This window comes from Streptomyces sp. IBSBF 2435 (genome assembly GCF_036815005.1).
In the GTDB taxonomy this organism is placed as follows: Bacteria; Actinomycetota; Actinomycetes; order Streptomycetales; family Streptomycetaceae; genus Actinacidiphila.
Genome location: NZ_JAJSYW010000063.1, coordinates 1 through 23,586, shown reverse-complemented (window position 1 = coordinate 23,586; position 23,586 = coordinate 1). Strand labels below are relative to the sequence as shown.

The window sequence follows — 23,586 nt, the reverse complement described above, 5'->3', positions numbered from 1 at the left end:
GGCCGCCCCCGCCGCTTCGCCCGGGGCCGGGCGCCCCGGTCACGCTCCCGGCAGCGGCTCGTCGACGCTGAACGTCGCGTGCAGCCGGCGCGTGTGGTCCAGCTCCCGCACCTGGCCGGTCAGGGTGGCGATGACGGTCAGCCGCAGGTCCGTGGACGACGCGCCGAGCCTCAGCTCCAGCTCGCCGGGCTCCACGACGCGCCGGCCGGCCCGGCCGGTGAAGGACGCCAGGTCGGCGGGCACGGTGACCTCGACCCGGGCGGACCGCCCGGGCGCCAGGCGCACCCGCCGGTAGCCGATGAGCCGCTGCACCGGCTGCACCACCGAGGCGACCGGGTCGTGAAGATACAGCTGCACCAGCTCGGTGCCCTCCCGCTCACCGGTGTTGCGGACGGTGAACGCCAGACGTATCTCGCCGTCCGTGCCCGCCTGGAGGTCCGGCACGTCCAGGTCCGTCCACTGGAAGGCGGTGTACGTCAGGCCGTGCCCGAAACCGAACGCCGGCGTCGGGTCGATGCTGGACGACTCGCCGGCCTGGCCGAGCTTGGCCGCCAGATACGTGGACGGCTGGGTGCCGGCCCGCTGCGGGATGCTGACCGGCAGCCGCCCCGACGGTTCGACCCGGCCCGACAGCACACCGGCGAGGGCGCCGGTGCCCTCCTCGCCGGGGAAGAACGTCTGCACGATCGCCGCGGCCTCGTCCACCGCGCGGCCGAGCACGTACGGCCGTCCGGCGAGCAGGGTGACGACCAGTGGGGTGCCGGTGTCGAGCAGCGTGTCGAGCAGCTGCTGCTGGACGCCGGGCAGTGCCAGCGACTCCGCGTCGCAGCCCTCGCCGCTGGTGCCGCGGCCGAAGAGCCCGGCCCGGTCACCGAGGGCGAGGACAACGATGTCCGCACCGGCTGCCAGCTGCACGGCCTCGGCGAAGCCGCCGGTGTCGTCGGTGTCGATGTCGGCGCCGGCCGCCGTGACGATCTCGCTGCCGGGGAATTCGGCGGCCAGCGCCTCGCGCAGGGTCGGCAGTTCGACGCCGAGCGGCATCCGCGGATGCTGGCTGCCGACGTGCACGGGGAAGGAGTAGCAGCCGAGTACCGCGGTGGGCACCTCGGCATTGGGGCCGATGACCGCGATCCTGGCCGGGTGCGCCAGCGGCAGGGTGCCGTCGTTGCGCAGCAGCACGACGCTCTGCTCGGCGATCCGCCGGGCGACGGCCCGGTTCCCGGCCGGGTCGAAGTCCACCGAGCCGCGCAGCGCCGCGAGGTCGTCGAGGTCGGCCCCGGCCAGCGCCTCGGGCACCGGGTCCCAGTCCGGGTCGAGCAGCCCGAGCTGCACCTTCTGGATCAGCACCCGGCGCAGCGCGCGGTCCACGTGCGCCTCGGGGACCTGCCCGTCGGCCAGGGCCTTGAGCAGCGGTTCACCGAAGGCCTTGACGGTGGGCAGCTCGATGTCGACGCCGGCGGCGAGCGCTGCGCCCGCCGCCTCGCCGAGGGTGCCGGCCACCCCGTGCAGGGTCTTGAGGAAGGCGACGCCGAAGTAGTCGGCGACGACCGTCCCGGTGAAGCCCCAGGTGTCCCGCAGCAGCCCGGTCAGCAGTTCCCCGTCCGCCGCCGACGGAATGCCGTCGGTGTCGGTGTAGGCGTGCATGACCGAGCGGACGCCGCTCTCGCGGATCGCCATCTCGAACGGCGCCAGCATCACGTCGGCGCGTTCCCTGCCGCCCATGCCGACCGGCGCGAGGTTGCGGCCGGCGCGGGAGGCGGAGTAGCCCACGAAGTGCTTGAGCGTCGCCACGATCCCGGCGGACTCCAGCCCCTGGACGTAGGCGGTGCCGATCGTGCCGACGAGGTACGGGTCCTCGCCGATGGTCTCCTCGACCCGTCCCCAGCGGGCGTCGCGCACCACGTCGAGCACCGGGGCCAGGCCCTGGTGCACACCGACCGCGCGCATGTCGCGGCCGATCGCGGCCGCCATGGTGCGGACCAGGTCCGGGTCGAAGGCGGCGCCCCACGACAGCGGTACGGGGTAGGCGGTGGCGCCCCAGGTGGCGAAACCGGCCAGGCACTCCTCGTGCGCGACGGCGGGTATGCCGAAACGGTTCGCCGCGGCGATGCGCCGCTGGGTACGCAGCAGGGACAGCGCGCCGAGCGCCGGATCGACGGGCGCGGTGCCGTACGACCTGGTCAGCTGGCCGAGGCCCTGCGGCAGCAGGCTGTCAAGGGTGACCGGTTCCTCCATCTCGTGCTGGTAGGGGGCGACCTCGCCGCCCTCGTCGGACGCACCCACCCAGATGCCGAACAGCTGCGCGACCTTTTCCGGCAGGGTCATCGCGGCGATCAGCGCGTCGGCCCGGTCTTCCGGGGCGAGGGAGGTGTTCCTCCACGGGGGGGCAGCGGACTTCTTCTCTTCGGCCACGGTGCCGGTCACTTTCCTCCGACGCCCATGAGTCCCTGGACCAGGGCACGGCGGGCGAACAGGTAGACGATGAAGATGGGCAGCATCGACAGCACGACCGCGGCCAGCAGGCCGGGGATGTCGACGCCGTGCTCGGTCTGGAAGTTGAACAGGCCCAGGGTGACGACCTTGGACGAGTCGGACTGGGTCAGCACCAGCGGGAAGAGGAAGCCGTTCCACGCCTGGAGCGCGGAGAAGACCATGATCGTGGACAGCCCGCCCTTGGACAGCGGCACCACCAGCTGGAAGAACACCCGCCACGGCGAGGCGCCGTCCATCGCCATGGCCTCGTAGAGGTCGGGGGTGATGTCGCGCATCACCCCGGTGAGGATCAGCGCGCACACCGGCATCGAGAAGGCCGCCGTCGGCAGGATGACGCCGATCAGGTGGTCGTACAGGCCCGCCTTGCTGATGACGTAGAACATCGGCACGATGACCGCCTGCGCGGGAATCGCCAGGCCCAGCAGGAACAGCCGGAAGACTCCGGTGGTGACCCGGCCCTGGCTGCGTACGATCGCGTACGACAGCGGCGGCACCACCAGCAGCACGATCGCCACCACCGCCAGCGTGACCAGCAGGGTGTTCAGGAAGAAGTGGCCGAAGCCGTTCGAGAAGTCCCGGGTGTAGTTGTGCAGCGTGACGTGCTCAGGAAAGGCCAGCGGGCCGTTCGAGGAGTAGTCGGAGCGGTCCTGGAGGGTCGCCGCCAGCATCACGTACAGCGGCAGGCCGATGAGGAACAGCCAGACCACCGAGCCGAGGCCCGCGAGGTAGTTGGGACGGCGCTTCATCACAGGCCTTCCGTCGTGCTGCGCATCTTGTCGTAGCCGGAGACCTTGACGACGACGAGCGAGATGACCGTGGCGATGAGCACCAGCACCAGGGCGATGGCCGAGCCGCCGCCGAAGTCGAAGCTCTTGAACGCCTTCTGGTACATGTAGTAGGCGCTGATCGTGGTGTCGGTGCCCGGGCCGCCCTGGGTCAGGATCAGCACGGTGTCGAAGGTGGTCAGGCCGCCGACGACCATGAGGATCATCGACGTGATCATCGTGTTGCGCAGCTGCGGCAGCGTGATGTGGAAGAACTGCCGTACCATGCCCGCCCCGTCGATCTCCGCGGCCTGGTAGAGCACCTGCGGGATGGACCGGGCCGCGCCCTGGTAGATCAGGGTGTGGAAGGGCGTGTACTGCCAGGCGCCCACGAAGACCAGCACCCCGATGGCGCTGGCCTGGTGGCCGAACAGGTTGCCGTCCCCGAAGAGCCACTTGGCCTGCGAGGGCACACCGAAGTTCGGGTCGAGCAGCGCCCGCCACAGGATGGACACCGCGGTCGCCGACAGCAGCAGCGGGACGAAGTAGACCGCGGACAGGATCGCCCGGTTGCGCTGGCGCCCCGCCGCCCACACGCCGAGCAGGATGCTCAGCGGGGTCTGCACGACGACGCCGAGCACCGTGATCAGCACGCTGAGCCACAGGCTCTGGATCATGGTGTGGTCATGGACCAGCTCCCTCCAGTTGTCGAGACCGGCGAACTCGGGCGAGCCCAGGCCGTCCCAGCTCGTGAAGGACAGGACCGCCACCAGGATCAGCGGAACGACGGCGAAGAGAAGGAAGAACAAGGTGGCGGGCACCGCCCAGGCGAAGCCTGGGCGGGCCACGGCGGCGCCGGACCGGCGTACCGGCCGGCGCCTTTCCACCCGGGGTGCGGCAGAGGTGGTCATGTCGGAATCCCGGTTCAGGACGTGGGCAGGGCCTGCATGGCCTTGATGAAGCCGTCGGCGTCGAGCTTGCCGTCGAAGAACTGCTGCACGGCTGTGTGCATGGCCTCACTGGCCGTCTGCGGGTAGGCCTGGTCCCACGAGAGCTGGAACGAGGGGGCCGCCTTGACCAGGTCGTACTGGAACTTCGAGTATTCCGGGATGGCCGCCGTGTCCAGGAAGTTCACGGTGTTGGTGGTGGTCGGCAGGTTGCCGATCGCCATCTGCGCCTTCACGAACTCGTCCGAATACTGCAGTTTCAGGAACTGCGCGACCGCGTCCGGGTACTTGGTCTTCTTCAGCACCGAGTAGAAGTTGTTGGTGTTGCCGACGATGTCGGTCGGGTCGCCCTTGCCGCCGGTGACGGTCGGGAAGGAGCTGAAGCCGAGGCCGGACTTGGCGAAGTCGGGGTTGTCCTGCTGCTGCTGGGAGTAGTACCAGGAGCCCATCAGCTCGAAGCCGGCCCGGCCCTGCGCCACGAGGGCGACCGAGCCGCCGTCGGTGTACTTGACCGAGTCGTAGTTGCTGCCGAAGGCGCCGGCGTCGATGAGTTCCTTGAGCATCGACAGGGCCTTGCGGCTGTCGGCGCTGTCCCAGGCCGACTTGTCACCGCCCATGGCCTTCTCGAACAGGCCGGGGCCCGCGATGCGGTCGTACATGTACTCGTACCACATCAGCGTCGGCCACTGGTCGCCGCCGCCCAGCGCGATCGGGGTGATGTGCCCGGCCTTGAGGACCTTGACCGCGTTGAGCAGGTCGTCCCAGGTCCTGGGCTCGGTGAGGCCCGCGTCCGCGAGCACCTTCTTGTTGTTGAACAGCAGGACCGGCTGGGTGCCGCGCATCGGTACACCGTAGGACTTGCCGTTGACGGCGGCGCTGTTGAAGACCGACGGCAGGAAGTTTGACTTCAGGCCGGGGTCCTTCGCGATGAAGTCGTCCAGCGGAAGAAGGAGGCCGGCCTTGACGAAGGGCGCGATGCTGCCGCCGCCCCAGTTGAAGAAGACATCCGGTGCCTGCTTGGTGGTGATGATCGTCTGCAGCTTCTGCTGGTAGTCGGCTCCAGGGATGGTCTGGAGGACCGCCTTGACCTTCGAGGTCTTGTTGAACGTGTCGACGATCTGCTTTTCGACCTTGTTGCTCGCGTCGCCGTACACGAGGACCTTGAAGCTGCCGGAGCCGCTGCCGCCTGAGCTGCCGCCGCCGCACGCGGCCAGCGTCAGTCCGAGGGCGAGCACCACGCCGCCGGCCACGGCACGGGGAAGCCATCTCTTCTTCATCGTCCAGCCTTTCGAAATATTTCGGCACCGTCGCCGAAAATTGCTGCGCGGTGTGACGCTAAGGTGCGGCCACGAGAGGGTCAACCCTCGGGCTCCGCGTTATCAAAGCGTTACGCGGAGATGTGCCGTACGCTGCGCTCTTATGGATGAAGAGGTGGACGGGAGTCGAGTCACGCTCGCCCAGGTCGCCGAAACTGCCGGGGTGTCGATCTCGACAGTTTCGAAGGTATTGAATGGTCGTCAGGATGTCTCGGCCCTGACGCGGGTGAAGGTCGAACGCCTGCTGGAGCTGCACGGCTACCGGCGCACCTCGCGCGGCGCCTCCGAGGCGCCGCTGATCGAGATCGTCTTCCACGAGCTCGACGCCATCTGGGCGATGGAGCTGATCCTGGGCGTCGAGAAGGTCGCCAAGGAGGTCGGCGCCAGCGTGGTGCTCACCGAGAGCGGCACCCGCCACTCGCCCGGCACCGAGTGGATCGAGGGGGTGATGCGCCGCCGGCCGCTCGGCGTCGTCCTGGTCTTCTCCGCGCTGCCGCACGAGTTCAAGCGGCAGCTGCGGTCCCGGTCCATCCCGTTCGTGATCATCGACCCGGCCGGCGACCCGGAACCCGACGTCCCCTCGGTCGGCTCCGCGAACTGGTCGGGCGGCCTGGCCGCGACCCGGCACCTGATCGAACTGGGCCACCGGCGGATCGGCATCATCACCGGACCCGACGACATGATGTGCTCGCTGGCCCGTCTCGACGGCTTCCGCTCCGCCGTGACGACGGCCGGCCTCGACATCGACCCCGGGCTGATCGCCTTCGGCGACTTCCACGTCGAAGGCGGCTACGAGCAGGCCATGCGGATGCTGGGCGGCCCCGACCGCCCCACCGCGATCTTCGCGGGCAGCGACCTCCAGGCCATCGGCGTCCTGGAGGCGGCCGGTGCGCACGGGCTGCGGACCCCCGCCGACCTGTCGGTCGTCGGCTACGACGACGTGGCCGTCGCCCAGTGGTCCCGCCCCGCCCTGACCACCGTGCGCCAGCCGCTGCGCAGGATGGCCGAGGAGGCCTCCCGGATGATTCTGCGGCTGCGGTCCGCGCCGTCCACGACATCCACCACTCGGATGGAACTCGCCACCAGCCTGGTGATCAGGCGGAGCACCGCACCGCCGCCGTGACCCTGCCTGCCCAGCGCCGCCGTGGCCGTGACCGTGCCCGCCAGGGCCGGCGTGACCGCGACCGCCTCCGCTGCTGGGACGCCGCCCGATCGCCCACCCAGTGGTTTTCCCGGCCCCCGCCGCGTGGCACGGGCAGCCCGCGGGAACCGCGCCGGTTAACCTCGCGCTGCCACCGGAGTCCGTACCGCCCGTCCGGGCGTACCGCGGCGCCGGGCCGAGCCAGGAGAGGTCCCATCACCGAGCAGCCGCCGGCCCCCGCCGACGCCCCGCCGGGCAACCAGCCCCAGGAGGCCGACGCCCTGCGGGAGATGCTGCGGCGGCCCGAGTACCGGCGGGCGCTGGTCTTCTGCGGGCTGATCGGCATCCCCGTCTCGCTGGCCGCGTTCTGGTTCCTGGCCGGGCTGCACGAGCTGGAACGCCTCATCTGGACCGACTGGCCGCACCACCTCGGCCGGCAGCACGCGCCCTGGTGGTGGCCGCTGCCCGCCGCCCTGGTCGCCGGCCTCGGGACGAGCCTGGTCGTGCTGCGCTTCCCCGGCCGCGGCGGGCACATCCCGGCGGCCGGGCTGCACGCGGGCGGCGCCACCAGGGCGGCACTGCCCGGCGTCGTCCTCGCCGCGCTGCTCTGCCTGCCCTTCGGCGTCATCCTCGGCCCGGAAGCCCCGCTGATCGCCCTCGGCGGCGGCCTCGCCCTGCTCTTCCGCGACCTGGCCCGCGCCCCGGCGACCGGGGCGAGCAACGCCCTGCTCGGCGCGGCGGGCGCCGCCGCGGCCATCTCGGCGATCTTCGGCAATCCGCTGGTCGCCGCCGTCATGCTGATCGAGGTCGCCGGGGTCGGCGGCCCGCAGCTCTTCGCGGTCATGCTGCCCGCGCTGCTGTCCAGCGGCATCGGCGCCATCGTCTTCACCGGCTTCGGCCACTGGACCGGGCTCAAGACCGGCAGCCTGAACATCGGACTGCCCGCCCCGCCGCTGCTCGACACCGGCGACGTGGTCTGGTCCGTGCTGATGGCGGTGCTGATCGGCGTGGTGATCCACTACGTCCTGGTGGCCGGCCGCCGCACCGCCGTCCTCGTCGCCGCCCACCCGCTGCGCTACATCGTGCTCTGCGCGCTGACCGCGGGCGGCTGCGCCGCGGCCTACGCGGCCATCACCGGCCGCTCACCGACCGACGTCGCCCTGTCGGGCCAGGCCACTCTGCCGGACCTGGCCGCGCACCCGCACTCCTGGTCGGTCGGCGCGCTCGTCGCCGTCCTGGCGTTCAAGTCCGCCGGCTACGCCGTCAGCCTCGGCAGCCTGCGCGGAGGTCTGGTCTTCCCCTCGCTCTTCCTCGGCGCGGCGGCCGGCGTCCTGCTCGCCCCGCTCCCCGGCTTCGGGGTCGTCCCCGCCATGGCGGCCGGCATGGCCGCGTCCACCGGCGCGGCCATGCGCCTCCCGGTCAGCACCGTGGTTCTGGTCGCCCTCGTCCTCGGCCACCCCGGATCCCTCCCGGTTGTCGCCCTCGCGACGGTCACCGCCTTCGTGACCACCGAACTGCTGCCCGAGGGACCGGCGATCCCGGCGTACCGGCCGCGCGGATCCCCGCCGCGCCCCTGACGGGACACGACAGCGCGGGGAACCGCGCGGTTGGCGTCAGACGGTCAGCAGGGCCGGGCTCGCCGCCTTGTCGACCGGCAGGAAGTCGTCCGGCGCCGGGTACTGGCCGAGGACGAAGTGGAGGATCGCCGCGTGCATGGCCTCGACGGGTGCGATGCTCGCCGCGGTGGCGATACCGGCCGGCGCGCTCACGTTGTAGGTGGCGAAGAGGTAGGTCTGCGCTGCCTGGTCCTCCAGCTGGAGTGCGAGTGCGGCGACGTCACCCACGGTCTTGGCCTTGCCCAGGGCCGCGAGGGTGGCGGGCTGGTTGGTGAGCGGGACGTTGGTGATAGCGGGCTTTCCCGCACCGGTCAGCACTGAATTCCACGCCTTGGCATGGTCGGCGTGCTGGGCCATCGCGGTGGTGACGAAGGTGGCGACGGCCGGCGGGACCGTGCCGAGCTTGCCGGCCTTGGCCGCCGCGAGGGCGGCCTGGTAGGCGCCGACCGCCTGGTTCTCCAGCGCCACCGCGAGCGCGACGACCTTCAGGTCGCCGGTGTAGAGGCTCGACGCCGGCGTCTTCGGCGAATTGCCCATGTCCTTCGTGGACGACGCGGACTTGTCCTTGTCGTTGCTGGAGCAGGCGGCCAGTGCGAAGGCCGCGGCCAGGCCGCCCGCGCCGACGAGGAAGCGGCGCCGTCCGGGGTCGCGCGGCGCGTCCTCGGCCTTGCCGCCATGGGCGCGGATGTCCTCGGTGAGGTCGGCCGCTCCGGTCCGCATCGCGGGCAGCGTGGAGCGGTGGGCGTCCTCCAGGTCCTGCGTCAGCCGGACCAACTCCGCCTCGCTGACGGGCAGTTCCCAGTTGTCGTGTGCGGTCGTCACTTGACGGCCCCCTCGGAGATCGGCGAGGCGTTCTTGGTCGGGTAGAAGGCGTCGGGGATGCCGACGCTGCCGGCGGCAGCGGGAAGCTTGGCGGCGTCGGTGGGGATGGCCACGAGGTCGCCGAGGTTGTTGGCGAGCAGGGCCTGTACGGCGAGCAGCGTGGCGCGGTGCTGGGCCTCGACGGGGGCGACGGAGGCGAACAGCTTGCGCAGCTGGGCGCTGCTGACCTGGCTGACGTTCTTGGTGTAGGTCTCGGCGGCGACGTCTTCGAGGGTGATGGCGAGCTTCACCACGTCGGCGGGGGTCTTGATCGAGGGCAGCGTCTGCTTGACGACTGCCGCGTACTTCGGGTCGGGCGCGTGCTGGGCCTTGCCGCCGGCCTGGGTGGCGGCGGCGTTGAAGGCCGAGGCGTGCGCCTGGTGCTGGGTGGTGGTCTTGGCGATGAACGCCACGATCGTCTTGTTGCCGTTCTTGATGAACGGCAGGCCCGCAGCTGTCTGGTAGACGCTGATCGCCAGGTTCTCGATCGACGCGGCGGTCTGCAGCGCCATGACGTCGTCGCTGGACGTCGCGGCGGTCGCGCGCAGCGAGCTGAACACCGCCGCCGCACCGGCCGCACCGGCCAGCGTGCCGCCGCGCGACCACCACCGCCGCCGCACCGCGGCCTGCTCCTCGGTGGCCTCGGCGAATTCACCGAGCGCCTCATTGGTGATCCGCACGGCGTCGCTGTTCAGATCCTGCGACTGCTCCGTGAGCTGTTCCAGCAACCGGGTGTCGATGCGATCCGTCGCCATCACGCCCCATCTCTCCTTCGCGCCCGCGCGGTCGCGGACGCTCCGGCCGTACTTCGTCCCCCCGCGCCACCCGGATTGGTCCTTCCGCGACCTTCACCCGTCCGAGTGATGGCGGGGGTCAGCCGAGCATGGGCTGGAGCACGCCTTCCAGGGTCAGCAGCCCGCGCTTTCGCTCCAGGCCGCCGGCGTATCCCTTGAGCGAGCCGTCGGCGCCGATGACCCGGTGGCACGGCCGCACGATCAGCACGGGGTTCGCGCCGATCGCCGCGCCCAGCGCCCGGACCTCCGCCCGCGACACGCCCAGCCGGCGGGCGATCTCGCCGTACGTCGTGGTGGTCCCGTAGGAGACGCTCTCCAGCGCGTCCCAGATGCGCTGCCGGAAGTCCGAGCCGGTGCCGCTGTCGGCGAACGGGATATCGAAGGCGGTCAGCTCGCCTTGGAAATACGCGTCGAGCTGCCGGGTGATCTCCGCGAACGCGGCCGGGCTGTGGGACCAGTCCGGCCGGACCGCGGGTGCGTTCCTCTGCCCGGCCGTCGTCAGCCAGGACAGCGCGGTGCGCCCGCCGGGAGCCGCGGACTCCTCCCCGACCAGCAGGAGCGGGCCGATCGGGCTGTCGATCGTGGTGTGTACGGTCACGGTGATCCCCTTCGCACGAACGTCTCTCCCCTCGACCCTGCCGCGCCGCGGGGCGCTGCGCTGGCGGATTTCAGACGCCAATCCCTTCCAGGGGGGGTCCCGGTCGAGAGGGTGCCCCTTGCGGTGGCCTGTCGCCCGCGGTCCCGTCGTGGCTTGTCGCGCGGTTTCCCGCGCCTCTGGGGCGGGAGCCACTTGCGGTGGCGGTGCACTTTCCCACCGCCATGGTTGCGCGCGCAGTTCCCCGCGCCCCTACGGGGCACGTCCCCTCCGCCGCTGAGGGTGAGTTCCGGCTCCTCTGTCGCAGAGGGCAAGCGTTTTCCAGGGGTGCGGGGAACTGCGCGACCAGGTTGTGCCGGGGCGCGGGCGAGGGGTCGTCACCGGGAGGGGGAGCCGCGACGCAGGCGCTGGGACGGGCGGCTCAGGCCGGCGGCAGCCAGGTCGTGCGGGGGGTCACGAGACCCGTCTCGTACGCCGTCACCACGGCCTGCGTCCGGTCACGGAGCCCGAGCTTCGCCAGAATACGGCTGACATGCGTCTTCACCGTCTCCTCCGTGACGGTGAGCCGGACGGCCAACTCCCCGTTGGAGAGACCTTCCGCGACCAGCCGGAGCACTTGCGTCTCGCGCGGGGTGAGCGCCGCCAGCTCGGGCGCGGGGCGGGCCTCGGGCGCCGGGCGCAGCCGGGCGAACTCGGCGATCAGCCGCCGGGTGACGCCCGGCGCGAGCAGGGCCTCACCCGCGGCGACGACCCTGACCGCCTCGAAGAGGCGTTCCGCGGTGACGTCCTTGAGCAGGAAACCGCTGGCTCCGGCGCACAGCGCGTCATAGACGTAGGCGTCCAGGTCGAAGGTGGTGAGGATGAGGATCCGGGGCGTGCCCTGCCCCGCCCCGGCGAGCCGCCGGGTCGCCTCGATGCCGTCCATGACGGGCATGCGCACGTCCATCAGCACGACGTCGGGGGACAGTTCGCCGCACGCGGCGACCGCCTCGGCCCCGTCGCAGGCGGTGCCGACGACGGTGAAGTCCTGCTGGGTGTCGAGCAGCGCGGCGAACCCGGTCCGCACCACATGGTGGTCGTCGGCCACGACAATCCGCACGGGCGGCGGGGGAGCGGTGGTCATCCGGCCACCACCTCCGCACCGACGGGCAGCGACGCCTCGATGAGGAAACCCCCACCGGCCGCCCTGCCGGTCCGCAGCGTGCCGCCCGCCGCCGCCGCGCGCTCGCGCATGCCGGGCAGGCCGTGCCCGCCGTCCCCCGCCGCGGCGCCGGGCCCGGGCCCGTTGTCCCTGACCCGCAGCCGCAAGGCGTCGGCGGCGTAGTGGAGTTCGACGTCGACGGCGGCCCCGCGGGCGTGCCGCCGCACGTTGGTCAGGGCTTCCTGGACGATACGGAAGGCGGCCAGTTCGACGCCCGGGTCGAGCGCGGCGGCCGGTCCCGACACGATCAGCCGCACACCGGCGCCGGACGCGCACCTGGCCTCGTCGAGCAGTTCGTTGAGCTGCTGCAGCCCCGGCTGGGGGCGCCGCTCGGCGATGTCCACCCCGGCGTCCTGCCGCAGTACGCCGAGCAGCCGCCGCATCTCGGTCAGGCCCGCGCGTGCGGTGTCGCCGATCTCCGAGAGCCGCGCGGCGCCTGCGGCGGGCATGCCGGGGGTGGTCAGCCGGGCGGTCTCCGCCTGGACGGCGATCATCGAGATGTGGTGCGCGACCACGTCGTGCAACTCCCGTGCGATACGGGCCCGTTCGCCGCGGGCGGTGTGTTCGAGCAGGCTCTGCGCGGTGACCTGGCGGGCCGCGCTGTGCACCCGGGCCTCGGCCCTGGCCGCCCGGGCGGCCCCGGCCCACGCGGCGGCCGGGGCCGCGGAGGCGACGAGCACGGACAGCACGCGGGCTTCGCCCGCGAGTTGCGGGTCGGCCATGGCGATGGCCGTGAACGGTACGGCCATCGCCATGGCGGCGAAGACACCGTGCGGGGTGCCGCGGGGGAATCCACGGTTGCCGCCCGGGCGTGCCGGGCGCGCTCCTCGCGCCCCTGAGGGGCCGCCACTCGCGGTGGCGGTTCGCCCGCGCCATCGTGGCCGGTCGCGCAGTTCCCCGCGCCCTCTCGGGGCACGGCCGGCCGTGGCGGCACGCGCCGGCTCCCCGCGACCCCGCAGGGCGCGACCTGCCGTGGCGGCCGGGGCCGCGGACGTCATGTGGTGCAGGGTCAGCAGCAGCGCCACCGTGCCTGCCGCCGTCAGGGTCCGGAAGGCGGTGAGGGACAGGGCGGCCGCCGCCGAGACGGCCAGTGCGGACGCGCGGGCGGACAGGAAGGCCGGCGGGACGGTCGTGGCCAGGGCCAGCACGACGACGGCGAGCGGGCCGGCCGTCAGCGACCGGCCGTACCCGCCGGTCACGGCGGCCCGTACGGCCGCCTCGGTGACCGCGGCCGCGGCGAGCAGCGCGGCGGCCACCGCAGCGGCGTGCGGGGACGCCGCGAAGTCCCGCACCCGCCCGGTAATCATCAGCCTCACCAGAGTATTGTGGCCGCACCCGGCGGCCCGCCGCGTCCTCCTGGCCAGGGACATCGCCGTACATCTCAGGAGGGACACCGGGACCCGCCGTCCCCCGCGGCGGTGACCGCGAGGACCGCTCCCCGGCGGGACGATCCGGCGGGCCCGGCTCCCTAGCCTTCACCGCATGGAAGCAACCATCGAAGTCTCCGGCCTGCGCAAGCGGTTCGGATCCACCGCGGCGCTGGACGGGATGACGTTCACCGTCGCACCCGGGCGGATCACCGGGTTCGTCGGGCCGAACGGCGCGGGCAAGTCCACCACGATGCGGGTGATACTCGGCCTCGACGCGGCCGACGCGGGCACCGCGCTGATCGGTGGCCGGCGCTACCAGGCGCTGCGCAATCCGCTGAGCCACGTCGGCGCGCTGCTGGACGCCGGGGCGCTGCAGCCGAGCCGCAGCGCCCGCGGCCACCTGCTGTGGCTGGCCCATTCGCAGGGGCTGTCGGCCCGCCGGGTCGACGAGGTTGTCGCCCACGCGGGCCTGGAATCCGCGGCCCGGCGCAAGGCGGGCGGCTTCTCGCTCGGCATGCGCCAGCGGCTGGGCATCGCCGCCGCGCTGCTCGGCGACCCGCCGGTGCTGATCATGGACGAGCCCTTCAACGGCATGGACCCCGAGGGCATCGTGTGGATGCGCGGCCTGCTGCGCTCACTGGCCGCCGAGGGCCGTGCCGTGCTGGTGTCCAGCCACCTGATGAGCGAACTCCAGGACACCGCACAGCATTTGCTGGTCGTCGGCCGCGGCAAGGTCATCGCCGACACCGGCGTCGCCGACCTGATAGCGGCGGCGTCCGGCGACCGGGTCACGCTGCGCACCACCGCCCGCGCCCAGGCGATGACGGTGCTCGCCCGGGCCGGCGCCGTCGTCGCCGCCACCGACGCCGACACCCTCACCGTGTCGGGGATCGCCTCGCAGCGGGTCGCTGCCCTGCTCGGACAGGCCGGCGTGCCGTTCTCCGAGATCGGCGCGCACCGGGCGACACTGGAGGAGGCGTACATGGAACTCACCCGTGACGCGGTCGAGTTCAGGTCCGGAGGCACCCGGTGACCACGACCACGACCGTCACCCCGTACCGCTCGCCGCTGCCCGCGGGGCGCGACGGCTTCCTGCGGCTGCTGCACGCCGAGTGGACCAAATTCAGGACCGTACGCGGCTGGGTGGCCGGCATGCTGGTGGCCGGCCTGGTCACCGTGGCCGTGGGGCTGCTGGGCGCGGCGGGCAGCAGCATCGCCTGCACCGGCCCCGGCGGCGGCAGTTGCCACCACACCCCGCTGACCGGACCCGGCGGCGAGGAGGTCAGCGACACCATGACGCTGGTGCACCGGCCGCTCACCGGGAACGGCAGCATCACCGCGCGGATCACCTCGCTGACCGGGGTCCACCCGCCGGACGGCCGGACCGCACCGGGCGATCCCACCGCCGGCACGGTGCCCGGCGTACAGCCCTGGGCGAAGGCCGGGGTCATCGTCAAGAACGGCACCGGGCAGGGCTCCGCGTACGCGGCGGTCGCGCTCACCGGCGGCCACGGGGTGCGGATGCAGTACGACTACACCCACGACCTGGCAGGTACGCCCGGCCCCGCCTCCGCGTCCTCGCCGCGCTGGCTGCGGCTGACCCGCGCGGGCGACACCCTCACCGGCTACGACTCGCCCGACGGCACGCACTGGAAGGCCATCGGCACCGCCCACCTGGCGGGGCTGCCCGCGACCGTACAGGCCGGGCTCTTCGCCACCTCGCCCGAATACACCGTCACCAGCACATCGCTCGGCGGGTCGAGCACCGGCGCGGGCCCCAGCCGGGCCACCGCCGCCTTCGACGCGGTCACCCTGCACGGCAGCACCGGCGGCGGCTGGAGCGGCGACCTCGTCGGCGGCGGCGCGGGCGGCCCCGGCACCTCCGGCCTCGGCCACCGGCAGGCGGGCGGCACCTTCACCCTCACCGGCAGCGGCGACGTCGCCCCGGTGGTGCCGGGCCGCGGATCGCCCGGCAAGACCGTCGAGAGCAGCCTCATCGGGGCGTTCGCCGGGCTGGTCGTGGTGACCGTGGTGGCCACGATGTCCGTCACCGCGGAATACCGCCGCGGCCTGATCCGCACCACGCTCACCGCGAACCCCCGGCGCGGCCGGGTGCTGGCGGCCAAGGCGGTGGTGATCGGATCGGTCTCCTTCGTGACCGGGCTGGCCGCCGCCGCGCTCGCCGTACCGCTGGTCGGGGCGGTCGAGAAGGGCAAGGGCTTCCCGTTGCACCGGACGCCGTTCGCGACGGACGTACGGGTGGTCGTCGGGACCGCGGCGCTCTTCGCGGTCACCGCGGTCCTCGCGCTCGCCCTCGGCACGGTGCTGCGGCGCAGTGCGGGCGCGGTCACCGCGGTCGTGGTCGCCATCGTGCTGCCGTACATCCTCGCGGTGGCCGCCGTGCTCCCGGCCGGACCGTCCCGCTGGCTCACCCGGCTCACCCCGGCCGCGGCCTTCGCCGTACAGCAGAGCGTGCACCGGTACGCGCAGGTCGCCGCCGACTACACGCCCGCGGAGGGCTACTTCCCGCTCTCGCCGTGGGCCGGGCTCGGGGTGCTCTGCGGTTACGCCGCCGCCGCGGTCGCGGTGGCCGCGGTGCTGCTGCGCGGGAGGGACGCGTGACCGGGCTGCGGCGGGCGGTGCACGCCGAGTGGACGAAGGTCCGTACGCTTCCCGGCCCGCTGTGGCTGCTGGCCGCGGTCGCCGTGCTCACCGCGGCGGTGAGCACGGCCGCGGCCGCGGCTGTCCACTGCCCGGCGGCGGGATGCACGCAGGACCCGGCGAAACTCAGCCTCACCGGGGTCGAGTTCGGGCAGGCCGGTGTGGCCGTCCTGGCGGTGCTGCTGATCAGCGGGGAGTACGGCACCGGCATGATCCGTACGACGGTCACTGCGATGCCGTGCAGGGCCACGGTCCTCGCGGCGAAGGCCGCGGTGCTGGCCGGCCTCGTGCTGGTCGCGGGCACGGTCGCGGTGGGCGGCTCGGTGCTGGCCGGGCGGCTCATCCTGCCGGGCAACGGCTTCACCGGCTTCTCGCCCGCGCACGGGCCGGTACTCAGGGCCGCCGCCGGCTCGGTGGTCTATCTGGTGCTGGTCGGGCTGCTCAGCCTCGGGGTCGCCACCGCGGTACGGGATTCCGCCGCCGCGGCGGGGGTGGTGCTCGGGCTGCTCTACCTCTTCCCGATACTCGCGTCCGTCGTGTCGGACCCGCACGTGTACCGGCGCCTGGAGCAGGCGGGTCCCATGACCGCGGGGCTCGCGGTCCAGTCCACGCTCCCGGGCTCCGAAGCCCTCGGCCCCTACGCGGGCCTCGCCGTCCTCACCGCCTGGGCCACCGCCGCCCTCCTCCTCGGCGCCGCCACCTTCCACCACCGCGATACGTAGGCGCCTGGCGCTTGGGGGTGGGTGCCACTTGCGGTGGCCTGTCGCCCGCTGCCCGGCGGGGGCTGGCCGCGCAGTTCCCCGCGCCCCTGCGGCGCACCCCCTGCCGCAGAGGGCAAGCCATCAGGGGCGCGGGGAGCCCACGTACCGGGGGCGCCCGGGGGTCAGAAGCCGCGGCGGACGTACGTCTGATTCGCCTCGTCCAAGCGACGTGCGCGCCTGCTGCGCTCCGCGGCAAGCTCGTCGACCGCGTGCCGCACCGCCGTGACGACCGTGGCGACCGGGCCGGGGGCGGGCTCCGGCACGGGCGGCGGACCCGAGATGCCGATCGCCGCCGCCAGCGCGAGCAGCGTCGGCTCGTCGGCGGCCCACCGGTGCGCGGCCCGCCGCCGCCCGTCAGAGTCCCGCAGCACCATCCGGCTGGTGCGCAGCACCAGATAGCGCCGCCGCTGCTCGCGCCCGAGCAACCCGTCCGCTTCGAGCGCGGCGATATACGTGTCGGGCAGCCCGCGCCCCCTGCGCCACAGCCAGTCCTCGACGGTCTCACCGTCCGCCACCGGGGCGACCGCAGCGGCGGCCAGCTCCAGCAGCGGATCAGCGGCGACCGACCTGCCGGTGGGCAGCACGGACTCACCGTCGAGGGTGACCGCGCCGAGGCCGAGCAGATCGATCAGCTCGGCCCCGGCCAGCGCCAGCGACAGGTCGCCACGCTCCAGCGATCGGGTCGACGGCAGGTCCATGGCCACGAACAGCAGGTCTTGTGCGGTGGTCATACGGGGGCGCTCCACAGAAGTGCTCAGTGCAGACGGGCCTGCCAGTCCCGGGGCACCCTGTCGGCGGGGCCCGGGACGGGCTGGGTGGTGGGGTGGCTGAGCGGGGGTGCCAGCTCAGGGCCGTCCTCGACGTAACTCTCGGTGCTGTAGTTCCAGAACCAGCTCTCACCGGGCTCGTACGTCCTGATCACCGGGTGCCCGGTGGCGGCGGCGTGGGCGCCGGCGTGCTGCGCGGGGGAGCTGTCGCAGCAGCCGATGTGCCCGCAGGCGGCGCACCGGCGCAGGTGGAACCACCAGCCGCCGGCCTTGTCGCAGTCCGCGCAGCCCTCGCCGCTCGGCGGGACGGTCGGGTCGATCCCGGGGCTCTGTGGGGTACTCATTCGGTGGCCTCCTCGGCGTCGGGGGTGGCGGCGGTGAGCGGCAGCCTGACCCGGAAACGGGTGTTGCCCGGCTCCGACTCGACGTCCAGGTCGCCGTGGTGCTTGTTGACCACGATCCGCCAGGAGATGTCGAGCCCGAGCCCGGTGCCCTGGCCCACCGGCTTGGTGGTGAAGAACGGCTCGAAGATCCGCTGCCGGATCTCGGCCGGGACCCCGGGACCGGTGTCCTGGAAGTCCACCACAAGCCTGCCGTGGTCCCGCGAGGTGCGCACGGTGAGTGTGCCCGACCCGTCCATCGCCGACACCGCGTTGTCGATCAGATTCGTCCACACCTGGTTCAGCTCGCCCGGGTAGGCGGGGACGCGCGGCAGCGTGTGGTCGAACTCCCTGACCACCGTCACCTCGGAGCCGATCTTCCCGGCCAGCATCTGCAGGGTGCTGTCCAGCAGCTCGTGGATGTCAACCACCTGGTAGGGGGCGCGGTCCAGCTGCGAATACTGCCGGGCGGCGTTGACCAGACCGGACACCCGGGAGGTGGAGTCCTCGATCTCGTTCATCAGCAGCTCGGTCTCGACGGTGTAGTTCAGCCACCGCACCGCGCTCTCCAGCAGTTCGCCGTCCACCGCCGCCGCGACCTGGTCCAGCCACTCCTCGTCAAGTCCCGCCTGCACGAAGACCGGCGCGAGATCCCAGCCGCCCGCGATGCCGTGGCCGTCCAGCCAGTCGGCGACCGCGTCCTCCTGGTCGGAGGTCTCCATCGGGCTCAGCTCCTGCGCCTTGGCGATCCGCTCGACGGCCCGCTCCTGCACCCCGATCAGGGTGTCCAGGTCGGACTGCCGGTAGGGGCCGCCGGCCAGGACCTTGAGCTTGTGGCGCATACCGGCCACCCGGTCGCGCAGCGCCGAGGTCGCCCGCAGCGCGGCGGCGGCCGGGTTGTTCAGCTCGTGCGTCAGACCGGCCGACAGCGAGCCGAGCGCGAGCAGCCGCTCACGCTGGCTCACCACCTGCTGGAAGGTCCGGTTGCCGAAGAACAGCCCTTCCAGCAGGTGCACGGCCATCGGGAACCAGTCCCGCATGATCTGCGCGAACTCGTCCGCGGCCAGCACGTAGAAGCGGGACGGCTCGGTGACCCGCAGCGAGTTGGTGTACAGCTGCGGCACGCGGTCGCCCAGATAGGCCTGGAAGGCGCCGGCGTACACGCCCCGCTGCGAGGTGCGGTTGACCTCGATGTCGTCGGCGCCGACCCGCCGCGAGGTCACCACGGTGCCTTCGAGCAGGACGTAGAAGCAGGTCGCGGGGTCGCCCTCGGCGTAGACCGGGCCGGGCTCCGCGGTTTCGATCCGGCCCGAGCTGCACAGCCGGCCGAGCTGCTCGGGTGTCAGGTGCTCGAACAGGAACAGCGACCTCAGATCCTCCGGGTCGCACGGCAGCGTCGAGCCGGTCACGGTCCCTCCAGACATGAGGCGGTCACAGCCCCTCCAGATAGCGGTGCACGAGCATGACGGCCATCGCGCCCTCGCCGACCGCGGACGCGACCCGCTTGGCGGACTCCGCGCGGACGTCACCGGCCGCGAAGACCCCGGGCACGCTGGTCTCCAGGTGGTACGGCGGCCGGTCCGGCTCCCAGCCGGGCGGGCGCTCGCCCTCGGCGGCCAGGTCCGGCCCGGTCAGCAGGAAGCCGTGCCCGTCCCTGCGGACGACCCCGTCCAGCCAGTCCGTCCTGGGCGCCGCCCCGATGAAGACGAACAACCGCTGGGCGTCGACCATTTCCGTGCCGCCGCTCGCGGTGTCCCGCAGGGTCAGGCTCTCCAGGTGGTCCTCGCCGTGCGTGGCGGCGACCACCGTGCCGGTGCGGACCTCGATGGTGGGGATCGCGGCGATCTGCTGGACCAGGTAGTGCGACATGGACGCCTCAAGGGACGCCCCGCGCACCAGCAGCGTCACCGACTTGGCGCCGCGGGACAGGTAGACCGCGGCCTGCCCGGCGGAATTCGCGCCGCCGACGATGTAGACGTCCTGGTCCTCGCAGCCGGCGGCCTCGGTCAGCGCCGAGCCGTAGTAGATCCCGCGGCCGGTCAGCTCGGCCAGCCCCGGCACGTCGAGCAGCCGGTAGGCCACCCCGGTGGTGAGGATGACGCTGTGCGCCGAGACCGAGGTGCCGTCCGCGAAGCGCACGGTGCGGGCCGGGCCGTTGACCTCAAGGCCGGTGACCTCGCACGCGGAGAGCAGCTCGGCGCCGAAGCGGGTCGCCTGGCGGCGGGCGCGGTCGGTGAGCTGGGCGCCCGAGACGCCGTCGGGGAAGCCGAGGTAGTTCTCGATCCTGGCACTCTGCCCGGCCTGCCCGCCGGTCGCGGTGCGCTCCACCAGGACCGTGTTCAGGCCCTCGGAGGCGCCGTAGACCGCCGCGCCGAGACCCGCGGGGCCGGCGCCGATCACCACGAGGTCGTAGAACTCCTCCGCCGGGGTGGTCGCCAGGCCCACCTGCGCGGCCAGGTCCTGGTCCGACGGCTCGATCAGGATCTCACCGCCGGGCGCGATCACCAGCGGCAGCCGCATCCCGTCGTGCCCCGCGGCGTCCAGCAGCCGCCTGCCCTCGGACTGGTCGGACAGATACCAGCGGTACGGCACCTGGTTGCGGGCCAGGAACTCCCTGACCCCGGACGACCGGGCCGACCAGCGGTGGCCGACGACCTTGATCTCCGGCACCGGGCGGTGGTCGGAGGCCAGCCAGCTCTCCAGCAGGTCGTCGACCACCGGGTAGAGCTTCTCCTCCGGCGGGTCCCACGGCTTGAGCAGGTAGTGGTCCAGGTCCACGACGTTGATCGCGTCGATCGCGGCGCCGGTGTCGGCGTAGGCGGTGAGCAGGATCCGCCGGGCGCCCGGGTGGACGTCCATGGCCTGCTCGAGGAATTCGATGCCGTTCATGTGCGGCATGCGGTAGTCCGCGAGGATCACCGCGACCGGGTCGCCGCGCAGCTTCATCTGCCGCAGCGCGTCCAGCGCCGAGTCGCCGGACTCGGCCCGCACCACGCGGTAGCGCTCGCCGTACCGCCGCCGCAGGTCGCGTGCGACGGCGCGGGAGACCCCCGGGTCGTCGTCCACGGTCAGGAGCACGGCTCGGCGTGTGCTGTCCGGTGCTGTCATGGGCATCCCCGTCCCCGTCCGCTGCCTGCGCGTTTCGCTCACGCAGGTCCCCGTTCAGCCTAGTGGCCGGACCCGGCGCCCGCAGCGCGCGGCCGTCGTACGGCACGGTCCCTGTGCTGAGCGTCACCGCCGTGCTGCGGCCGGGCTGCCGGCCCGCCCGGGTGCGTCCTGGCGCGCGGCTTGCCTTGGAGCGCGCTTCAGCTCCTAGCCTCGGTCACATGACTACGCCACAAGAACCGATCGGTTCGGGCTTCGGCGCCCACAGCACCGCGGACGACGTCCTGCGCGGCATCGACCTGACAGGAAAGCTCGCGCTCGTCACCGGCGGCTACTCCGGCATCGGCCTGGAGGCCACCCGGGCGCTGGCCAAGGCCGGCGCCCATGTCGTGGTGCCCGCCCGCCGCCCGGAGACCGCCGCGGAGGCGGTGGCCGGCATCGAGGGCGTCGAGGTCGACCGGCTGGACCTGGCGGACCTCGACAGCGTCCGCGACTTCGCCGACCGCTTCCTCGCCACCGGCCGCGGCATCGACATCGTCATCAACAGCGCCGGCATCATGGCCTGCCCGGAGACCCGGGTCGGCCCCGGCTGGGAGGCGCAGTTCGCAACCAACCACCTCGGCCACTACGCCCTGGCCAACCGGCTCTGGCCGGCGATCGAGCGGGGCGGCGCCCGGGTGGTGGCGGTGTCCTCGGGCGGCCACCACAATTCGCCGATCCGCTGGGACGACGTCCAGTTCGAGCACGGCTACGACAAGTGGGAGGCCTACGGCCAGGCCAAGACCGCCAACGTGCTCTTCGCCCGGCACCTCGACACGCTCGCCCGCGACCGGAACGTACGGGCCTTCTCGCTGCACCCCGGCGGCATCCTCACCCCGCTCCAGCGCCACCTGCCCAAGGCCGAGATGGTCGAGCGCGGCTGGATCGACGAGGACGGAAAGCCGCTGAACCCGTCCGGCTTCAAGTCCACCCAGGAGGGTGCGGCCACCCAGGTCTGGGCGGCGACCTCGCCCGCGCTCGACGGCCTGGGCGGGGTGTACCTGGAGGACTGCGAGGTCGCGGGTCCCGCGTCGCCCGACGGCTCCCGCGGCGGCGTGCGCGACTACGCCGTCGACCCGGAGCAGGCGGCCCGGCTGTGGGCGCTGTCGGCCGAGCTCACCGGCGTCGACGCCCTCGCGGGCTGAACCGGGGCGGACCGGTGCCGAGCGCCCGCCGGGACCGGCCGGGACCTGGCCGGTGGCCCGATCGGGTGAAGGGCGCACCGGTCGGCCCGGCCGGTGGCCGGTTCGGGGGTTTGTGCGGCGGATGCTGGGGCGGACAGATGTCCGCGCCGGGCCGCGGATTCCTTCGCGCCCGGCCGTGCGTGCCGCGCCGGGCCACGACGCCACCGGAGGCCCACCCTGCTGGTGCTCTGCGTGCTCTTCGCGCTCATCGGAGCGGCAAGCAACGCGACCGGGACGGTGCTCCAGCGCAAGGCCACGCTGGCCGTGCCCGCCAAGGACGCGCTGAAGCCGCAGCTGATGATGGACCTGGTCAGGCAGCCGGTGTGGCTGCTGGGCATCTGCGGGGTGGTCGGTGCGGCGCTCTTCCAGGCGCTCGCCCTGGTGATGGGGCCGCTGGCGCTGGCGCAGCCGGTCTTCATCCTGGAACTGCCCTTCGCGCTGCTGATCGCTCTCCCGGTGCTGCACCGCACCCTGCCCAAGTCCGGCTGGATCTCGGTCGGCTGCATGGTCGCCGGCCTGGTGCTCGCCCTCGCCAGCGCCGCACCGGACGGGGGTACCGACCAGGCGCCGATGGCCCGCTGGATCCCGGCGGTGGCGGTGTGCGCGGCGGCGGTCGTCCTCGCGGTCGGCGCGGCCCGGCACCGTCCGGCGGGCGCGGCCCGGGCGGTGCTGCTCGGCTCCGCCGCCGCGGTGGCCAACGCGCTGACCGCCGCCCTGATGAAGTCGTCCGCCAACGCCTTCTCGGCCAGCGGCTTCGGCGCCTTCCTTACCGCCTGGCAGACGTACGGCTTCGCGCTGTGCGGGGTGGCGGCGGTCTTCCTGCTGGAGAACGCCCTGCAGGCCGGCTCCATCGCGGCCTCGCAGCCCGCGCTGACCCTCGGTGACGCGACGGTCAGCCTGCTGCTGGGGATCCTCGTCTACGCCGAGCACATCCGCACCCAGTGGTGGATCGTACCGGAACTGGCCGGGGTGGCGCTGATCATCGCCGGCACCCTGCATCTGTCGAGGTCGGTGCCGCTGACCGGCGAACTGGGCAGCTGAGCGGCCGGGCGTGCGGGACGGCCCGACGACGGTGCCTACAGCATGATCATCCGGCGCCCCTTCGGGAAGACGATCTCCCTGCCCGCTCCCGTGGGTATCACCCTGGACACGGAGCCGCTGAAGGACTGGGTGCGCTGACGCGGTGATCGGCCGACGGGCCGCGGCCTTCCGCGAAACAGGCGAGCGGAGACCGCCGTACTGAATGCCCGGCGGCCCCGCCGCAACGGCCCTGCTGGGCACGGGATCGGCGGGGGCCGCACTGGCGAGCGGTGTGCTCCCGGCCGGCTCTCCTCCGGCGTGGCCCGTGGTGGTAGTCGCCCTCGGCTCCATGGCCTACGGCCTCGGCGTCCGTGCGCTGGTCCGCCGGCGCCGCTGACGTAGCGGTGCACCCGGAGGCGTTCCGGGCCCACCGGCTCACCGCACGGTGCGGCGCGCACCCCGGCAGGGGCGGGGGTCAGGACGGGGGGGGGGGGGCACCGCGGGGGCGTTCGCAAACCACGGCCGCGTATTGTGCGGGCGGCGCGCCGCCGGTAGAGCCGCGCCCCGGCCC

The 23,586-nt window shown here is 73.0% G+C and carries 20 protein-coding genes; 7 read left to right on the top strand and 13 right to left on the bottom strand.

Annotated elements, in window-relative coordinates:
- Window positions 1–39 precede the first annotated feature (39 nt).
- The 4 genes from V7E46_RS14860 to V7E46_RS14845 form a co-directional block, all read right to left on the bottom strand.
- Window positions 40–2,325, bottom strand: a complete 2,286-nt coding sequence (locus V7E46_RS14860; RefSeq protein WP_333768861.1) for a beta-glucosidase — start codon at window positions 2,323–2,325, stop codon at window positions 40–42.
- 95 nt (window positions 2,326–2,420) lie between these two features.
- The gene (locus V7E46_RS14855) at window positions 2,421–3,239 is read right to left on the bottom strand and encodes a carbohydrate ABC transporter permease (RefSeq protein ID WP_333768852.1); all 819 of its coding nucleotides are present in this window, start codon (window positions 3,237–3,239) and stop codon (window positions 2,421–2,423) included.
- Window positions 3,239–4,168, bottom strand: a complete 930-nt coding sequence (locus tag V7E46_RS14850; protein WP_333768851.1) for a carbohydrate ABC transporter permease — start codon at window positions 4,166–4,168, stop codon at window positions 3,239–3,241. Before V7E46_RS14850 ends, V7E46_RS14855 begins: the two co-directional genes overlap by 1 nt.
- A gap of 14 nt (window positions 4,169–4,182) precedes the next feature.
- The gene (locus V7E46_RS14845) at window positions 4,183–5,481 is read right to left on the bottom strand and encodes an ABC transporter substrate-binding protein (RefSeq protein ID WP_333768850.1); all 1,299 of its coding nucleotides are present in this window, start codon (window positions 5,479–5,481) and stop codon (window positions 4,183–4,185) included.
- A 142-nt stretch (window positions 5,482–5,623) separates the two neighbouring features.
- Here V7E46_RS14845 and V7E46_RS14840 point away from each other — a divergent pair, with 142 nt between their 5' ends.
- Window positions 5,624–6,643 carry a LacI family DNA-binding transcriptional regulator gene (locus V7E46_RS14840; protein ID WP_333768849.1) on the top strand — a complete coding sequence of 340 codons (1,020 nt, stop codon included), beginning with the start codon at window positions 5,624–5,626 and terminating at the stop codon, window positions 6,641–6,643.
- A gap of 308 nt (window positions 6,644–6,951) precedes the next feature.
- Entirely contained in the window at window positions 6,952–8,238 is a 1,287-nt protein-coding gene (locus V7E46_RS14835) for a chloride channel protein (protein WP_333768848.1), read from the top strand.
- 36 nt (window positions 8,239–8,274) lie between these two features.
- Here V7E46_RS14835 and V7E46_RS14830 read toward each other — a convergent pair whose 3' ends face one another.
- From V7E46_RS14830 to V7E46_RS14810, 5 genes are all read right to left on the bottom strand, one after another.
- Window positions 8,275–9,099, bottom strand: coding sequence for a ferritin-like domain-containing protein (locus V7E46_RS14830; protein WP_333768847.1), 825 nt, complete (start codon window positions 9,097–9,099; stop codon window positions 8,275–8,277).
- Window positions 9,096–9,893, bottom strand: a complete 798-nt coding sequence (locus tag V7E46_RS14825; protein WP_329181520.1) for a ferritin-like domain-containing protein — start codon at window positions 9,891–9,893, stop codon at window positions 9,096–9,098. Before V7E46_RS14825 ends, V7E46_RS14830 begins: the two co-directional genes overlap by 4 nt.
- A gap of 118 nt (window positions 9,894–10,011) precedes the next feature.
- Window positions 10,012–10,530, bottom strand: a complete 519-nt coding sequence (locus tag V7E46_RS14820; RefSeq protein ID WP_333768846.1) for a methylated-DNA--[protein]-cysteine S-methyltransferase — start codon at window positions 10,528–10,530, stop codon at window positions 10,012–10,014.
- Window positions 10,531–10,948: 418 nt separating this feature from the next.
- Window positions 10,949–11,650: a response regulator transcription factor gene (locus tag V7E46_RS14815; protein WP_329181523.1), complete on the bottom strand. Its 702-nt coding sequence runs from the start codon at window positions 11,648–11,650 to the stop codon at window positions 10,949–10,951.
- Window positions 11,647–13,035: a sensor histidine kinase gene (locus V7E46_RS14810; protein ID WP_443054166.1), complete on the bottom strand. Its 1,389-nt coding sequence runs from the start codon at window positions 13,033–13,035 to the stop codon at window positions 11,647–11,649. The genes V7E46_RS14815 and V7E46_RS14810 overlap by 4 nt, the downstream gene beginning before the upstream one ends.
- Window positions 13,036–13,210: 175 nt before the next feature.
- Between V7E46_RS14810 and V7E46_RS14805 the strand changes: the two genes are divergently transcribed.
- Genes V7E46_RS14805 through V7E46_RS14795 form a run of 3 tightly spaced genes read left to right on the top strand, consistent with a single transcriptional unit; the run spans window position 13,211 to window position 16,481 of the window.
- Entirely contained in the window at window positions 13,211–14,131 is a 921-nt protein-coding gene (locus V7E46_RS14805) for an ATP-binding cassette domain-containing protein (RefSeq protein WP_333768844.1), read from the top strand.
- A complete protein-coding gene (locus tag V7E46_RS14800; protein ID WP_333768843.1) occupies window positions 14,128–15,720 on the top strand; it encodes an ABC transporter permease subunit in 1,593 nt (530 codons plus the stop codon). The genes V7E46_RS14805 and V7E46_RS14800 overlap by 4 nt, the downstream gene beginning before the upstream one ends.
- Entirely contained in the window at window positions 15,717–16,481 is a 765-nt protein-coding gene (locus V7E46_RS14795) for an ABC transporter permease (RefSeq protein ID WP_333768842.1), read from the top strand. The genes V7E46_RS14800 and V7E46_RS14795 overlap by 4 nt, the downstream gene beginning before the upstream one ends.
- Window positions 16,482–16,642: 161 nt before the next feature.
- On the opposite strand, the gene V7E46_RS14790 is transcribed toward V7E46_RS14795, so the two are convergent.
- From V7E46_RS14790 to V7E46_RS14775, 4 genes are read right to left on the bottom strand one after another with little or no spacing between them, the layout of a single operon-like run.
- On the bottom strand, window positions 16,643–17,251 hold the full coding sequence (locus V7E46_RS14790) for a GPP34 family phosphoprotein (protein ID WP_333768841.1): 609 nt from the start codon (window positions 17,249–17,251) through the stop codon (window positions 16,643–16,645).
- 23 nt (window positions 17,252–17,274) lie between these two features.
- Window positions 17,275–17,631, bottom strand: a complete 357-nt coding sequence (locus tag V7E46_RS14785; protein ID WP_333768840.1) for a UBP-type zinc finger domain-containing protein — start codon at window positions 17,629–17,631, stop codon at window positions 17,275–17,277.
- The gene (locus tag V7E46_RS14780; protein ID WP_333768839.1) at window positions 17,628–19,076 is read right to left on the bottom strand and encodes an ATP-binding protein; all 1,449 of its coding nucleotides are present in this window, start codon (window positions 19,074–19,076) and stop codon (window positions 17,628–17,630) included. Before V7E46_RS14780 ends, V7E46_RS14785 begins: the two co-directional genes overlap by 4 nt.
- A 22-nt stretch (window positions 19,077–19,098) precedes the next feature.
- A complete protein-coding gene (locus V7E46_RS14775; protein ID WP_333768838.1) occupies window positions 19,099–20,775 on the bottom strand; it encodes an FAD-dependent oxidoreductase in 1,677 nt (558 codons plus the stop codon).
- Between the two features lie 218 nt (window positions 20,776–20,993).
- On the opposite strand from V7E46_RS14775, the gene V7E46_RS14770 reads away from it, so the two are divergent.
- Window positions 20,994–21,956: an SDR family NAD(P)-dependent oxidoreductase gene (locus tag V7E46_RS14770; RefSeq protein WP_333768837.1), complete on the top strand. Its 963-nt coding sequence runs from the start codon at window positions 20,994–20,996 to the stop codon at window positions 21,954–21,956.
- A gap of 216 nt (window positions 21,957–22,172) precedes the next feature.
- The gene (locus V7E46_RS14765; protein WP_333768860.1) at window positions 22,173–23,036 is read left to right on the top strand and encodes a DMT family transporter; all 864 of its coding nucleotides are present in this window, start codon (window positions 22,173–22,175) and stop codon (window positions 23,034–23,036) included.
- Window positions 23,037–23,586: the final 550 nt, after the last annotated feature.